This is a genomic window from Vibrio sp. HENC-03 (genome assembly GCF_000305755.2).
Lineage (GTDB): Bacteria > Pseudomonadota > Gammaproteobacteria > Enterobacterales > Vibrionaceae > Vibrio > Vibrio owensii.
Genome location: NZ_JH976131.1, coordinates 73,844 through 89,334, shown reverse-complemented (window position 1 = coordinate 89,334; position 15,491 = coordinate 73,844). Strand labels below are relative to the sequence as shown.

The 15,491-nt window shown below is 46.1% G+C and carries 10 protein-coding genes; 6 read left to right on the top strand and 4 right to left on the bottom strand.

The annotated features are described in order from the left end of the window. Positions 1-205 precede the first annotated feature (205 nt). Positions 206-1,675: a glutamate synthase subunit beta gene (locus VCHENC03_RS02515; protein WP_009707718.1), complete on the bottom strand. Its 1,470-nt coding sequence runs from the start codon at positions 1,673-1,675 to the stop codon at positions 206-208. Next, complete coding sequence (gene gltB, locus VCHENC03_RS02520; RefSeq protein WP_005425388.1) at positions 1,675-6,225, bottom strand: glutamate synthase large subunit; 4,551 nt, start codon at positions 6,223-6,225, stop codon at positions 1,675-1,677. The genes VCHENC03_RS02515 and gltB overlap by 1 nt, the downstream gene beginning before the upstream one ends. Positions 6,226-6,779: 554 nt before the next feature. Between gltB and VCHENC03_RS02525 the strand changes: the two genes are divergently transcribed. From VCHENC03_RS02525 to VCHENC03_RS02540, 4 genes are all read left to right on the top strand, one after another. Then, positions 6,780-7,724: a TIGR01212 family radical SAM protein gene (locus VCHENC03_RS02525; protein ID WP_005436190.1), complete on the top strand. Its 945-nt coding sequence runs from the start codon at positions 6,780-6,782 to the stop codon at positions 7,722-7,724. 50 nt (positions 7,725-7,774) lie between these two features. After that, positions 7,775-9,520: a sensor domain-containing diguanylate cyclase gene (locus tag VCHENC03_RS02530; RefSeq protein ID WP_032803085.1), complete on the top strand. Its 1,746-nt coding sequence runs from the start codon at positions 7,775-7,777 to the stop codon at positions 9,518-9,520. Positions 9,521-9,743: 223 nt separating this feature from the next. After that, on the top strand, positions 9,744-12,104 hold the full coding sequence (gene arcB, locus VCHENC03_RS02535) for an aerobic respiration two-component sensor histidine kinase ArcB (RefSeq protein WP_005436192.1): 2,361 nt from the start codon (positions 9,744-9,746) through the stop codon (positions 12,102-12,104). Between the two features lies 1 nt (position 12,105). Further along, positions 12,106-12,555 (top strand): hypothetical protein, encoded by a 450-nt coding sequence (locus tag VCHENC03_RS02540; protein WP_009707716.1) that lies wholly within the window; start codon positions 12,106-12,108, stop codon positions 12,553-12,555. Positions 12,556-12,625: 70 nt separating this feature from the next. On the opposite strand, the gene arcA is transcribed toward VCHENC03_RS02540, so the two are convergent. Further along, a complete protein-coding gene (gene arcA / locus VCHENC03_RS02545; protein ID WP_005436194.1) occupies positions 12,626-13,342 on the bottom strand; it encodes a two-component system response regulator ArcA in 717 nt (238 codons plus the stop codon). Positions 13,343-13,703: 361 nt separating this feature from the next. On the opposite strand from arcA, the gene VCHENC03_RS0126250 reads away from it, so the two are divergent. Beyond that, on the top strand, positions 13,704-14,111 hold the full coding sequence (locus VCHENC03_RS0126250; RefSeq protein WP_032803082.1) for a DUF3293 domain-containing protein: 408 nt from the start codon (positions 13,704-13,706) through the stop codon (positions 14,109-14,111). A gap of 54 nt (positions 14,112-14,165) precedes the next feature. Next, entirely contained in the window at positions 14,166-14,648 is a 483-nt protein-coding gene (locus VCHENC03_RS02550; RefSeq protein ID WP_009707714.1) for a putative 4-hydroxy-4-methyl-2-oxoglutarate aldolase, read from the top strand. Here VCHENC03_RS02550 and VCHENC03_RS02555 read toward each other — a convergent pair. Then, complete coding sequence (locus VCHENC03_RS02555; RefSeq protein WP_009707713.1) at positions 14,645-15,115, bottom strand: hypothetical protein; 471 nt, start codon at positions 15,113-15,115, stop codon at positions 14,645-14,647. The two genes, VCHENC03_RS02550 and VCHENC03_RS02555, sit on opposite strands and share 4 nt — an antisense overlap. Between the last annotated feature and the right edge of the window lie 376 nt (positions 15,116-15,491).

The following is a 15,491-nucleotide window of genomic DNA, read 5'->3' as shown; positions in this document are numbered from 1 at the left end:
AAATAGTTCAAGAAAAACAGTGAGATAGAAAAGTGATTGTTACAAAAAAGTAACATTTGGTTCTGACGGGAATAAAAAAGACCAGCACAAAATGCTGGTCAAAATAAAAAGATTGGAAGGAACTGTTTTCTTTCCTGACGACCAGCCATCGATAGTACTGATGGCTGGGTTTATGCCTCGAAAAGAGGAAGTGAGCGTACTCCCTTTAAGCAGAAAGCATCAGTGAATCTGCTTTTGCTTCTAGGTTCGTGCCACCCATTAGGTAATCATCGATAGCACGGGCACATTCGCGGCCTTCATTGATACAACGAACCACCAAAGATTGGCCTGTTCGCATATCACCAGCAGCAAATACGCCTTCTTGGTTAGTAGCAAAACCTTGAGTTGCTACGTTACCGCGATCATCTAGCGCGATATCCAATTGAGCAAGCACACCTGTTGGTTCTGGGTGCAGGAAGCCCATCGCTAGGAATGCCATATCACATGGGATCACACGTTCGCTACCTTCTACTTCTTTGAAGCTTGGACGCTCGCCTGGTTTCGCATCTTGCCAAACGATATCAGCTAAACGAAGGCCTGTAACTTCACCTTTGTCATTGCCGATGAACTCTTTGGTTAGGATGTTCCAGTGACGATCAACACCTTCTTCATGAGACGTCGACGTTCGTAGGATCATTGGGTACTGTGGCCATGGCATATTAGAAGGGCGCTTCTCTGGTGGAATCGGCATGATTTCAACCTGAGTGATGCTTGCTGCACCGTGGCGGTTTGATGTACCTACACAGTCAGAACCCGTATCACCACCACCGATAACGACAACATGTTTATCCGCGGCGTGAAGTTCTTCACCCTTAAGATCCATATTGTTGGCACGGCGGTTGTTTTGACCTAGGAATTCCATTGCGAAGTGAACGCCTTTTAGTTCACGACCCGGAACTGGCAAATCACGAGGAACGGTTGAACCACCCGTTAGTAGAACCACATCGAATTCTTGACGCAGCTGCTGAGCATTCACATCAACACCAACATGTTGGTTAACTTTGAATTCAATACCCGCTTCTGCCATTAGGTTGATCTTACGATCAATCACATCCATACCCAGTTTGAAATCTGGGATACCAAAACGTAGCAGACCGCCTACTTTCTCGTCTCGCTCGAATACCGTCACAGTATGACCGGCGCTGTTTAGCTGCTCAGCAGCCGCAAGGCCAGCAGGACCTGAACCGATGATCGCAACGGTTTTGCCAGTGCGAGAACGTGGGGTTTTTGGTTTGGCGTACCCTTCACGATACGCTGTTTCTACGATGGTTTTCTCGATATTACAGATAGTGATTGGGTCTTGGTTGATGCCAAGTACACAAGCACTTTCACATGGAGCAGGGCAAACACGACCAGTAAACTCTGGGAAGTTATTGGTTGAGCTTAGAATGTTCCATGCTTCTTCCCAGCTATCACGATAAACCGCATCGTTAAACTCTGGGATGATGTTACCGATAGGGCAGCCGTTATGACAAAACGGCACACCACAATCCATACAACGAGAAGCCTGAGTATTGATCTTGTCACCAAACTCCTCGTTCAGAACGAACTCTTTGTTGTTCTTGATGCGTTCAGCTGGGTCGATCTTCTGTGGTAGTTCACGACCATGCTCTAAAAATCCAGTAGGCTTACCCATTATACGGCCTCCACTTGAGTTTCGTTTCCTTGAGACTGTGCTTCAGCTTTACGCTTTTGAAGAACCGCTTTGTAGTCACGCGGCATTACCTTAACCATAGAGGCTAGGCTTGCTTCAAAGTTGTCTAGGAAAGACTGAGCGACTTCACTTCCTGTGAATTGAACATGCTTAGTTAGCATGTCGAGTAATAGATCTCTGTCTTCTTGCTCGATTGGGTCTAGGTCTACTAGCTCTGGGTTCAGTTTTGACTCAAAGTCACCTGATTTATCCCAGACGTAAGCCACGCCGCCACTCATACCTGCGGCAAAGTTACGACCTGTTGAACCAAGGATAATTGCTGCACCGCCAGTCATGTATTCACAACCATGGTCACCGACGCCTTCTACTACTACTTTCGCGCCTGAGTTACGAACACAGAAACGTTCGCCTGCCATACCGCGAATGAAAGACTCACCCGAAGTTGCACCGTAGAAACACACGTTACCAACCACGATGTTGTCTTCTGCGACAATGCTTGATTTCGCATCTGGGTAAAGTACTAACGTACCGCCAGATAAGCCTTTACCCCAGTAGTCGTTCGCGTCGCCTTCCACTTCGAACTTCACGCCCTTAGCGAGGAATGCACCGAATGACTGACCCGCAGAGCCTTTGAACTTCACGTTCATTGGCTGAGGTAGACCTGCATCTTTGTACACTTTCGAGATTTCGTTCGACAACATGGTACCTGCAGAGCGGTCTGTGTTGACGATAGGGAATTCGGCATTCACCGCTTCGCCTTTCTCGAGTGCAGGAATCGCTGCTTGAATCAGCTTGCGGTCTAGCACTTCTTCTAGGTTGTGGTTCTGCTGAGCTTGGTTGAATACACCATCAGCTTCGCGTGGTTGCTCAACGTGAAGAACAGGAGACAGATCTAGGTTCTTGTATTTCCAGTGAGAAACGTCTTGGCGAATCTTCAGTTTCTGACCTTGACCGACCATCTCATCGATAGTACGGAAACCAAGTTCAGCCATGATTTCACGTAGACCTTGTGCCATGTATTGGAAGAAGGTTACGACGTCTTCTACGCGACCATCAAAGCGCTCACGAAGCGTCTTGTTTTGAGTTGCGATACCAACAGGACAGGTGTTCTTATGACACTTACGCATCATGATACAACCTTCAACCACCAATGCTGCGGTTGCCACGCCCCATTCTTCTGCACCAAGTAGTGTTGCCACTGCAAGGTCGCGAGGTGTCTTCATCTGACCATCCGCTTGAACCACGATACGGTTACGTAGACCGTTCTTCAGTAGCGTTTGGTGCGTTTCTGCCAAGCCAAGTTCCCAAGGAAGACCGGTATGACGGATTGAAGACATTGGGGATGCACCAGTACCACCATCAAAACCTGCGATTAGTACAACGTCCGCTTTCGCTTTCGCTACACCAGAAGCGATCGTACCTACGCCTGCTTCTGATACCAGCTTCACGTTTACACGGCCCGCGCGGTTCGCATTCTTCAAGTCGTAGATCAGCTGAGCCAAATCTTCGATTGAGTAGATATCGTGGTGTGGCGGTGGCGAGATAAGGCCAACGCCCGGAGTAGAGTGACGTGTTGCACCGATCCAATCATCTACTTTATCGCCTGGTAGCTGACCACCTTCACCTGGCTTCGCACCTTGAGCCATTTTGATTTGTAGCTCTTCAGCGTTAGTTAGGTAGTAAGAGGTTACGCCGAAACGACCTGAAGCCACCTGCTTGATTGCAGAGCGTTCCCAATCGCCGTTCTCTTTGCGTTCGAAACGCATTGGGTCTTCACCACCTTCACCAGAGTTCGATTTCGCGCCAAGGCGGTTCATCGCAACAGCCAGTGTGGAGTGTGCTTCGTAAGAAATAGAACCGAATGACATTGCACCGGTCGCGAAGCGTTTCACGATGCTTTCAATTGGCTCGACTTCATCGATAGAGATAGAGCCGGCAGGGTTCTTAATGAACTCAAGTTGGCTACGCAGAGTTACCGCGTTGTCACCTTGCTTATCTACAGCAGTCGCGTATTGCTTGAACTGATCGTAGTTCTTGTTGCGCGTAGACTCTTGCAGTAGAGAAATGGTTTCTGGGTTGAATAGGTGCTTCTCACCACGCTGTTTCCATTGGTAAACACCACCAACATCCAGCATTTGAATTGGGATTTCGCGTTGTGGGTAACCGATGCGGTGACGGATCAGCACTTCTTTGGCGATATCATCAAGGGTGAGACCTTGGATACGAGAAACTGTACCTGTGAAGTATTTGTCTACCACTGATTTGTGGATACCCAACGCTTCGAAGATTTGCGCACCGTGGTACGACTGTAGCGTAGAGATACCCATCTTCGAGAAGATCTTCAGAAGACCGCCATTGATCGCTTTACGGTAGTTGTTGAACAGATCGCGAGGGTTCGCTTCTGGATCCAACTTCTTGGTACGTTGAAGCTCAATGATGGTTTCAATAACTAGGTATGGGTTAACCGCGTTTGCACCGTAACCAAGTAGTGTTGCAAAGTGGTGCGTTTCACGCGCATCACCGGTTTCAACCACGATGTCACACTTTGCACGTAGACCTTTACGGATCAAGTGGTGGTGTACTGCGCCAACTGCCAGCATTGCTGGAATCGCCGCGTGGTTTGAGTTCACTGCACGGTCAGTTAGTAGGATGATTGAGTAACCATCGATAACCGCGTCTTCTGCGTATTGGCAAATACGTTTTAGTGCGCGCTCAAGCTTGCCTTGATCTTCATTAGCTTGGAATACGATATCCAGCGTCTTCGCTTGTAGGTGCTCGTTATCGATCGCACGCAATTTCTCAAGCTCAGAGTTCGCTAGAACAGGCGATTCCAATTCAACTTTCTGACAGTGAAGTGGTGTTTCAGTCAGAAGGTTTTGGTCTTTACCCAAGTAAGTGTTCAGCGACATAACCATACGCTCACGGATCGGGTCGATCGGTGGGTTAGTTACCTGTGCAAACAGCTGCTTGAAGTAGTTTGAAAGATGCTGAGACTGATGAGATAGAACCGCAAGAGGCCAGTCGGCACCCATTGCTGACAATGGTTCTTTCGCATCATTCGCCATTGGAACGATGATTTCGTTCACTTCTTCAGTGCTCACACCGAAAGCTTGTTGACGGTGAAGCAAACGTTCTGGAGAAGGCTGGCTGAACTGGTTGCTCGCATCTGGCAGCTTCTTCAAGCTCAGTAGGTTTTCTTCTACCCACTTCTCGTAAGGCTGCGCCGTTGCAATAGTGTCTTTCACTTCTTCATCAGAGATGATGCGACCTTGCTCTAGGTCTGCAACGAAGATACGACCTGGCTGTAGACGACCACGGAACTCAACGTTCTCTGGTTCAATATCCACAACACCAGACTCTGATGCCATCACTAGGAAGTTATCCTTGGTCACTGTGTAGCGAGAAGGGCGCAGACCGTTACGGTCTAGTGTCGCACCAACTTGAACACCATCAGTAAAACATACTGAAGCAGGACCATCCCATGGTTCCATGATGTTCGCGTGGTACTGATAGAACGCGCGACGCTTAGGATCCATGTTTTTGTTTTCTTGCCATGCTTCCGGGATCATCATCATCAATGCATGTGGCAGGCTGCGACCAGAAAGAACTAGGAGCTCAAGTGCCATGTCAAAGTTAGATGAATCCGAGCTGCCTTCCTGACAGATTGGAAGAAGCATGTCGATTTCAGCCTGAGTAAACAGGTCTGATTCTAGAATTGCTTCACGGGCTTTCATCCAGTTCAAGTTACCGCGAACTGTATTGATTTCACCGTTGTGGGCAATGTAACGGAAAGGCTGTGCAAGACGCCATTTCGGGAAGGTATTGGTAGAGAAACGAGAGTGTACAAGTGCTAGTGCAGTCACCATGGTCGGGTTTTGCAGATCAAGGAAGTACTGAGGTACTTGCTCGGTCGTTAACTGACCTTTGTACACCAATGTCTTGTAAGACATGGAGTTAATGTAGAAGTCGTCACCAATGTTCGAAACGCTTTCTAGGCAAACACGTACAGTGTAGTTACGAAGTACGTACAGTTTGCGCTCTAGCTCTTCAGGTGTGATGCCAGGGCCACCAGAGATAAACACATGCTCAAACTGAGGTTCTGTGCTTAGTGGGTCTGCACCGATCATCGAGTTATCGGTTGGCAATACACGGTAGCCGATAACTTCAAGATCTAGACGCTGTGCGTTACGTTCTAGAATGTCACGGCACTGTTCGCGTTTGTATTCGTCTTTCGGGAAAAGAACAACACCAACACCATACTTTTCAAACGAAGGCAGTTTAATGCCTAACTTAACGGCTTCTTCTAATAGGAATTCATGAGGTTTTTGTAGCAAGATACCCGCACCATCACCGCTGCATGGGTCACAACCTTGACCACCACGGTGTTCCATGCGAGCCAGCATATCCAATGCTTGAGTCACTACTTCATGAGATTTACGGTTTTTAAGGTGAGCAACAAAACCGATACCACAAGCGTCATGCTCCAGCTCCGGAGTGTACAGACCCTGTGAATTTTGCTCTCTATCTACCATAGATACATCCTTCCAGTTCAATGTCGACGCAAGAATCCCGGACAGATCTCGACTGCCTTAGGTGCGCTCTTTGCGTCTTGTCCTTTATATTTATGATTCGCCACTGGCCGAGGTTGACCAGTCTTGATTCCTTTCCGTATCTCGCAGGAAAAATTTTGCGAGAAAAACAATCCTTGGTGATATCCCTTTATTTATTGCCACAATTTAGTGACTTATATAGGTGGGAGCGGGGTATCGCCGACAATTCCCGCAGTTGATGTTGTAATAAAAGTCACAAAAACGACGGGGTTGTGTAAGTATCCTACAATTTTGTGACTTGAGAATGCAACGAAAAGTCGCTTTTGTGACCCAATTTTTTCGTTTAAATATTCACTTTTTGTTTAACATTTGCGCAACATTGCAGGTTTTAAGTTGGTTTTATGCAGTTTTATTGATTTCACACCGCTACCTGTTTGTTTGAATTGACTAGAATTATTTGTTTTTTCTTGCAGGGATGTAATTTAGTTACATAAATCGTAGTGAGATTTATTACGGTTTACTATTGGTGAGAATCTATGCAGTTACATGAGTTGGTCAACACATTAGGCCAAGACCTTCAGCGTCGTTACGGCGAAAAAGTCCATAAGCTGACTTTACATGGTGGCTTTAGTTGCCCAAACCGCGACGGCACGATTGGCCGAGGTGGTTGTACATTCTGTAATGTGGCTTCGTTTGCTGACGAAGAAGTACAGATCAAAAGCATCCACGATCAACTGAAAGATCGCGCGGGAGAGATCCATCGAGCGAAGAAGTATCTGGCATATTTTCAGGCGTACACTAGTACCTATGCAGAAGTACAAGTCCTCAAAAACATGTACGAAGAAGCCCTCAAGGCTGCTGATATCGTCGGCCTTTGTGTGGGCACTCGTCCAGATTGCGTTCCTGATGCAGTACTGGATTTACTGTCTGACTATGTGAATCAAGGCTATGAGATTTGGCTAGAGCTTGGTCTTCAAACAGCCAACAATGACACCCTCAAGCGTATCAACCGTGGTCATGATTTTGAGTGCTATGCAGAAATCACAAAACGCGCTCGTGCTCTGGGTATTAAAGTTTGTACCCATCTGATCGTTGGTTTGCCGAAAGAAACTCGCGACGACAACATTGAAACGATGCGTAAAGTGCTCGAAGTTGGCACTGATGGCATTAAGCTTCACGGATTGCACATTGTTGAAGGTAGCACCATGGCAAAAGCATGGCGTGCCGGAAGGTTGGAAGCTCCTGAGTTAGAAACTTACGTCGCAACTGCCAGTGAATTGATCCGCATGACACCAAAAGAGGTGATCTACCACCGTGTTTCTTCTGCTGCGCGTCGTCCAACCTTATTATCGCCATTATGGTGTGAGAACCGTTGGTTGGCGATGACTGAAATTGGTCGTGCATTAGATAAAGATGGCGCACAAGGTAGCTTAACCGGCGATGCTTTCATCTATAGCAAACCAGAATTAAAAGCGGAATGATCGATTAAGAACTGTTATATTTCTCCCGATTTGCTTTAAAGGTCGGAAAAATGGATCAGTTACTCAATTGGCTCTGGGATGGGCAGGGCGACTACGGATTTGTGGTCCTGCTCTCTGTGGTATGCGTAATCGCCGTCACACTGACCTATATACGCTTCCAGTCCGGCTTGAAACAGCTGGTTACTGACTCTCCTTATCCCGTACTAGTGATCGATGCTAGTCACGGACAGTTATTGCTTTCTAATGACTCAGCCATGCAATTACTTGGTATTCGTTCATTAGGTTCTGGCTTTCTTTATCCTGCTTCCTTTCATACTGAAGAACTGGTAACACTACTTGATAGCTTTTCTAGTCGACACTTCCGTCAGCAATTGTTCGGCTGGCGATTGTCCGAGACAGAGAGCATCAAAGTTGAGTTGTCGGGTCGAAAGAGTTTGCTTCGCGGTCACCGAGTTTGGATTGTGTATGCTCACCCACATCAAGTGACTCATACAGAACACCAGCAAGAGCTTGAACAACTGGGCATAGCTCGCTCTGCTATCGACTCTCTGTCTGAGCTGATCTGTTTGCAAGATCAACAAGGTAAAGTATTAACGACCAACCGCGCATTTGATCTGTTTTGGGAAGGACGTAGAGAAGAAGCGTGTACGTCAAAAGCTCGCCCAATCGCGACTCGTAAAAGTGAACGCCGTTGGACAACCGATCCTCAAGGTCGAAGTTGTTTGCTTGAAGTGAACCAAAGCTCGCTGGTTTCGCAAGCCGGTGAGATGATCGGCACGCTATCCATCAGTCATGACGTGACGGAATGGCACAAGATGCAACAAAACCTTCGTGATGAAATGGAGCGTCGTAAAGACACCGAGGTTGCATTGGCTCAGCGTGATACGATCCTACAAACGATTTTGGACGCCAGTCCTGATTCTATTGGTATCTTCAATGAGAACATGGTTTATCAAGCTTGTAATAAACCATTCGTTAATGCACTCGGGATTCCTGATGTGAGCGACCTTATTGGTAAGCGCCTACAAGACGTTATTCCTGAAGATATCTACATCCGCTTAGAAGCAAGTGATTTGCAAGCTTTGAAGCAAACTCAGCCTATACGCTACATCGATAAAGTGAGCAGCAGCGATGGCTACTACACATGGTTTGATGTGGTGAAATCGCCGTTCAAAGATAAAGCGTCCGGCACTAATGGCGTGTTGATTATGGCTCGTGATATCTCGGAGCGTTATCTTGCTGAGCAGAAGCTCGAAGAGGCGAACCTTGAGCTAGAGAAACTGAGTTTTTCTGACAGCCTTACTAAAGTGGCTAACCGTCGTCGTTTTGATGAGCAGCTTCATACCCTTTGGTATCACCACATTCGTGAGAAGTTACCACTGACAATCATGTTATGTGATATCGATTTCTTCAAAGATTACAACGACTGTTATGGTCACCAACAAGGTGATGAAGCCCTCGTCAAAGTGGCAGCGGTATTCCAACAAGTGGTGAGTCGCTCCTCCGATTGCGTAGCTCGATACGGCGGAGAAGAGTTTGCTTTTATCTTGCCAAATACAACTACTGAGGGGGCGCATAAAGTCGCCCAGCGTATTCACGAGCAAATTCACGAGCTGGCAATTGAGCATGGTTGTTCGAGTGTTTCAAATCGACTGACGGTCAGTATTGGCTTCGTTTCTTATGTCCCTCATCACGGTGATGAACCTGAAATGGGCGTCGCCATGGCTGACAGCGCGCTTTACCAAGCGAAGGCAGATGGTCGAGATCGAACCCATCTTCACCCAAGTTCTTACTAACGCTTTGTGACCGCTTGCTCTAAGTTGAGAGCAGGCGGTTTAAATCACCGTATTAAACACGCTAAACTGCAACTACATAGTATGAGGCGTTGAAGAGCCCTGAAGCATCGCTATTTCATCTGTGTGTATTTCAAACATTTAAACCGTAGAGACACCGTTTCTTTGCGGTTTTACTTTTCCAATCATCAGGGCTCGGTATCTAGCTTGTTCCATGGAGTAGTGAATGAAGCCCATGAAAAATCTCGCCCAGTATTACGTTGACCTTTTGGTTAAGCTGGGGATTGTCCGTTTCTCGATATTACTGGCGCTTGCGCTGGTCGCCTTAGCTGTCGTGGTGCAAGTGGGTATTACCCTCGCGCTCAAAGGCAATGTCGATGACATCGATATCGTTCGTTCGGTGTTCTTTGGTCTTCTCATCACGCCCTGGGCCGTTTATTTCTTATCAGTGGTTGTCGATCAACTAGAAGAGTCACGTCAAAGGTTGACGAAGCTAGTCTCCAAACTGAAAGACATGCGCTCGCGTGACCAAGAGTTGAACTTTCAACTGCAGCAGAACATTGAAAAGCTCAACCAAGAGATTGAAGAGCGTATTAAAGCAGAAGAAGCACGCGAAGAAGCGATGCAAGACCTCGAGAATGAAGTCTTTCAACGCGAACGCACTCAGCTAGAGCTTGCCGAGCGTACCGCACTATTACGTTCTTTTATCGACGCCTCTCCAGACTTGATTTACTACCGTAACGCTGATGGTGTTTTCTCTGGTTGTAACCGCGCAATGGAAGAGCTAACTGGCAAGAAAGAGCACCAGTTAGTCGGCTTGAGCCCGTGGGATGTCTACAGCAAAGAAGTGGCTGAACACATCGTCGATACTGACCAAAAAGTCTTTGCCGACAATCAAGCGATTACTTACGAGCAATGGCTCGAATACCCAGATGGACGTAAGCATTACTTTGAACTGCGCAAGGTACCGTTCTACAGCAAAGATGGCCGCCACCTTGGTCTAGTGGGCTTCGGTCGTGATATCACTGAGCGTAAACGCCATGAAGAGTCTCTAGAAAAAGCCAGCCGAGATAAAACCACGTTTATTTCTACGATCAGTCATGAGCTTCGTACGCCATTAAACGGCATCGTTGGCCTGAGCCGTATGTTGCTTGATAGCCAACTGACAGACGAGCAGCGCAAGCACATGCAAACCATCAACGTCAGTGCCATTACTTTGGGCAACATCTTCAACGACATCATCGACATGGACAAATTCGACCGTCGTAAATTAGAGCTGCTGCCTGCGCCGTTGAACTTTGAAGACTTCGTCGCTGAAATCGAAAGCATCTCAGCACTAATGGCAGAGCAAAAAGGCCTGCGCTTTGACCTAGAGCGTTTAAGTTCATTGCCTAAAGCGATTGAAGTGGATGCCACACGTCTGCGTCAGGTTATTTGGAACCTTGTCAGCAACGCCATGAAGTTCACCAAAGAAGGTGGTGTGGTGATGACGGTGAGCGCCGATGTTGAAGAAGATTACGCAACCATCATTATGGAAGTGGAAGACACCGGTATTGGCATTCCAGACGAAGAGCTCGATAAGATCTTTGCGATGTACTACCAAGTGAAATCAGGCAAAGACAACCTGCATGCGGTAGGCACAGGCATTGGTTTGGCGGTATCTAAGCAACTGATCAATATGATGGATGGCGACATTACGGTAGCAAGTGAAGAAGGCTTTGGTAGTACCTTTACCGTATCGATTCATGTACCTATCGTTGAGTTAGAAGAGCCAATTATCGATGCTAAGCGCGATAAAGTGCACCTCAACATCTTTATGGTCGAAGACATCGAACTTAACGTGACTGTTGCTAAGTCCTTACTTGAGAGCTTAGGTCATACCGTTACCGTAGCGATGACCGGTGAAGAGGCGCTAGTGAACTTTGTGCCTGATGAATATGACTTAGCACTGCTAGACATCCAATTGCCAGACATGACGGGCTTCGATGTGGCTAAGTACTACCGCGAACACTACGACAACTTACCGCCGCTGGTGGCTCTCACTGCGAATGTGATGAAAGATCGTCGCGAGTACCTAGATAACGGCATGGACGATGCCATCAGCAAGCCACTTGCGGTTCAAGCAATGCAAGCCGTGATAGATAAGTTCTTTGTTGAACGTATTGAGAGTGAGCAGGAAGTGGTTGCAGAACCTGAGGTGATTGAAGAAGTCGCACCAACGCCATCACCAGTGCTTAATACGCATTTGCTCGATTTAGATATGCTCGAATCTTACGTGGATATCGTTGGAGTGAAGCCTGTTTACGATAGCATCAAGATGTTTGAAGACATGATGCCAGATTACATCGAAGTGCTTGATTCAAATATGACGGCCAAAGACCAAGATGGCATTGTCTCTGAAGCGCACAAAATCAAAGGTGCTGCAGGCTCAATTGGTCTTAAACACATTCAGAGCGTTGCACAGAAAGCGCAGTCTCCAGATATGCCTGCATGGTGGGAGAACATATCAGATTGGGTAGAAGAAATTAAAAACGAGTATCAAAACGATATACAAGTATTAAAAAGTTGGTTGGAACAGAGGAAATAACATGAAGAAATTTGCATCGGCAGCATTGGCAATTGCACTACTGGCAGGCTGTAGTTCTGCTCCTCAAGTGGATTGGCAAGAAGACAGTCAAATCACCATGAACAAGATGAATGTTGAGTTGAAAAGCAACTTATGGGTAAATCTGATGCCAACCATTGGTGAAGTTCAAGAGCAGAATGTGCATGGCGCATTGTACTTGAAGGCCGATAAAGAACTTCCAGCAAACTTGACCGTTGATTCGCTTATCGTTAAGCAGGGTGACTCTGAATGGGAAATCGATGGAGACTTGCTAGAGCTGCGCACGCACAGTGAGAATCAGTGGGAAGTGGCATTCGTATGGCAAATTGAAGCGGATATGGAAAAGCGCGTTGATTTAGCACTGCTGCTCGATGATGCAGGCAAGAAAGGTTGGTTGGTTGAGAAAGGCATTAAGATCGACAAAGTTTACTAACACCGCTAAACGGCAGATAGAAAAAGGGCTTGCTCATAGAGCAAGCCCTTATTGTTTATGCTGAGGCGGATTAGTCTTCTAGATCGCCACAGAAGCGGTAACCTTCACCGTGAATTGTCGCGATGATTTCAGGTGTACCTGATACAGATTCAAAGTGCTTACGAATACGACGAATCGTTACATCTACAGTACGGTCGTGTGGCTTAAGCTCACGGCCAGTCATCTTCTTAAGAAGATCAGCACGAGTTTGAATCTTGCCTGGGTTCTCACAGAAGTGCAGTAGTGCACGGAACTCAGAGCGAGGTAGTTTGTAGCTATCACCAGCTGGGCTCACTAGAGAGCGGCTGTTGATGTCTAGAACCCAACCGTTGAATTCGTATTTTTCTACCGAGCGTTTCTCTTCTTGTACTGCGTTAGTGCTCATAGAGCGGCTTAGCAGGTTGCGAGCACGGATAGTCAATTCACGTGGGTTGAATGGTTTAGTGATGTAGTCATCAGCACCGATTTCAAGACCTAGGATCTTGTCTACTTCATTGTCACGACCAGTTAGGAACATCAGAGCGATGTTCGCCTGTTCGCGAAGTTCACGTGCTAGAAGAAGACCATTCTTGCCTGGAAGATTAATGTCCATAATTACCAAGTTGATTGAATTTTCAGACAACACTTGGTGCATCTCTTCACCGTCACTGGCTTCAAAAACAGCGTATCCCTCTGCTTCAAAAATACTCTTAAGAGTGTTACGAGTTACTTGCTCATCTTCTACGATAAGAATCTGCGGGGTTTGCATTGGCGGTACCTAAATTTGTGACAAAATTGTGCTAATAGAATAAATTCTAGGCAAAAATATAACATACAGGTAATGTGATTTTGATAATAAATCAAGTTGATCAAAAAAACACTTCTTTCGGTTATCCGCCTTCCTTGGAATTTTGCCAACTCACCAGTATCCGATGGCGACGTTTATTCTATAGGGCTTGTTTACCTTTCGATTCCCTTTATTTACGGGGCCTGAAACGTAAACACCCTAAGATATGGAGCGGATTTTATATTGTTAACAGCATGCTAACAATGCTCAAATGTTAATTCCATTCACTTTGTTGATTTACATCAATTGATGAAATGTAACTGTTATTAATCGTTTAAGAGTTATGATAGAAAAAAGTAATACGAACATAGACGCATCGTTATGGAATGCTTATTCAGAATCTTTCTTCCGTTTTCATGCCGAATGGAAGGTTACCAGCTACGCAGTGATAACTGCTTGGAACCCTTACAGTAATTTACGGTCAAAAGAAGAGAATTGCATAAGTAATCATAAGCTCGAAAAACAATTAAACCACGTTAAATACGTGCCTGTCACGGTAGGCGATCAAGCTTTTGAATGGTTTGAGGAGAGTTACGCAGCGGAGCTCACTCCAAAAGCAGCGATAACATTGGCGAATCAGTACCAGCAAAATGCCATCTATTACGTCATTGATGACGAACTTTACCTGATTGCTTGTGCTAACCCAGAGGTCATGCACAAGCTAGGCGCGATAACACTGCGGCTCGTATAAAAGGATATTACTCACTTGAGCACCAGCTTGAGTGGGACAATTCACGGAGGAACTATGAGAGACATAACACCAGACATTTGTGACCAGTTTGAAGACCAAGTCACCTTGCTAAATTTACCGTTGCAGAACTTCGGTCAACGTACCGCTTTCCATGGCGAAATTGTTACTGTGCGCTGCTACCACGATAATTCAAAAGTACGCGAAGTTCTCAGCGAAAACGGCACCGGAAAAGTGTTGATAGTGGATGGCCACGGCTCTTGCCAAAAAGCGCTGCTTGGTGACCAACTGGCAATTCTGGGGATTGAAAATGGCTGGGAAGGCATCATTGTTTATGGCGCAATTCGTGATGTGGCGCAGATGTCACAAATGGATATTGGTGTTCAAGCGTTAGGGACTTGTCCGTTTAAAACGGAGAGACGCGATGTGGGTGAAGTCAATGTGACCCTGACAATGCAGAACCAGATCGTCCAGCCTAAGCATTACGTCTATGCGGATTGGAATGGGGTGTTGATCTCGAAAGAGGCGTTGGATTTCTAGAAGCGGAAACCTAATCCAACTTCGAAGCCTTGTTGCCAATCTTGATAGTCGAGTGTGGCGTGAAGATCTAGATTTTCAGTGATTTTTACGCGGCTAGAGACTTCTGCAGCAAGGCTGCTTTCTTCTTCTCGGATGCCTTCTGTTGTTTCGCCTTTATAAGAACGAACCGTACTCTTCACCGTCACGCGATCATTAAAGTGGTAGCTGATACCACTAAGAAGACCACTTTGGTTTTGAGTGGGTGAGTTATTAACGCGAGCACCAACATAAAGATCAACGGAATCAAACAGCTCGTATGCGTAGCCGCCATCGATATTCCAAACATCAAAACTGTCGGCTTGGTAGTTTTCACTAGAGATGAAAAGTTTGTGTGGGGACGAAGATGTTTTGCCCGGAAGAGGTGGAAGATCAGTCGCTAGACAAACGCTAGGCACGGCGAACAGTAACAGAAAAATCCATTTTTTCATGTTGACCACTCCTTGTGTCTAACTTTGTTATTAGTATGTGCTAAAAGCTTCTCACTATTAAAGCATAGAATATGAAAGCTAGCTCACTTATTTTCCTTTTAATTCGATCCTAGGAACATTGATCACAGTTAAGTGTTTGTTAATTAGCATCAGTAAAGATCGACACTTTGATCTTACGCGCAGCGCTCAAGATCAGATGTAAGATGGTTAGAAGACTCGGTTTTAAGTTAGATGAGTTGGTTGTAGAAAAAAGTCATCTTAAGTGTCATCTTGGTAAATCATTGTAATTACATTGAAATATCAATGACATTGCGTAGCATAAATCTCTACAAGGCCGGAAAATAAACAATTTTTTGTTGACTCTGTTTACGAAACT

Excerpts from the sequence above, each read along its gene's own strand:
- VCHENC03_RS02515 (WP_009707718.1), bottom strand. The coding sequence starts at position 1,675 with ATGGGTAAGCCTACTGGATTTTTAGAGCATGGTCGTGAACTACCACAG.
- gltB (WP_005425388.1), bottom strand. The coding sequence starts at position 6,225 with ATGGTAGATAGAGAGCAAAATTCACAGGGTCTGTACACTCCGGAGCTG.
- VCHENC03_RS02525 (WP_005436190.1), top strand. The coding sequence starts at position 6,780 with ATGCAGTTACATGAGTTGGTCAACACATTAGGCCAAGACCTTCAGCGT.
- VCHENC03_RS02530 (WP_032803085.1), top strand. The coding sequence starts at position 7,775 with ATGGATCAGTTACTCAATTGGCTCTGGGATGGGCAGGGCGACTACGGA.
- arcB (WP_005436192.1), top strand. The coding sequence starts at position 9,744 with ATGAAGCCCATGAAAAATCTCGCCCAGTATTACGTTGACCTTTTGGTT.
- VCHENC03_RS02540 (WP_009707716.1), top strand. The coding sequence starts at position 12,106 with ATGAAGAAATTTGCATCGGCAGCATTGGCAATTGCACTACTGGCAGGC.
- arcA (WP_005436194.1), bottom strand. The coding sequence starts at position 13,342 with ATGCAAACCCCGCAGATTCTTATCGTAGAAGATGAGCAAGTAACTCGT.
- VCHENC03_RS0126250 (WP_032803082.1), top strand. The coding sequence starts at position 13,704 with ATGATAGAAAAAAGTAATACGAACATAGACGCATCGTTATGGAATGCT.
- VCHENC03_RS02550 (WP_009707714.1), top strand. The coding sequence starts at position 14,166 with ATGAGAGACATAACACCAGACATTTGTGACCAGTTTGAAGACCAAGTC.
- VCHENC03_RS02555 (WP_009707713.1), bottom strand. The coding sequence starts at position 15,115 with ATGAAAAAATGGATTTTTCTGTTACTGTTCGCCGTGCCTAGCGTTTGT.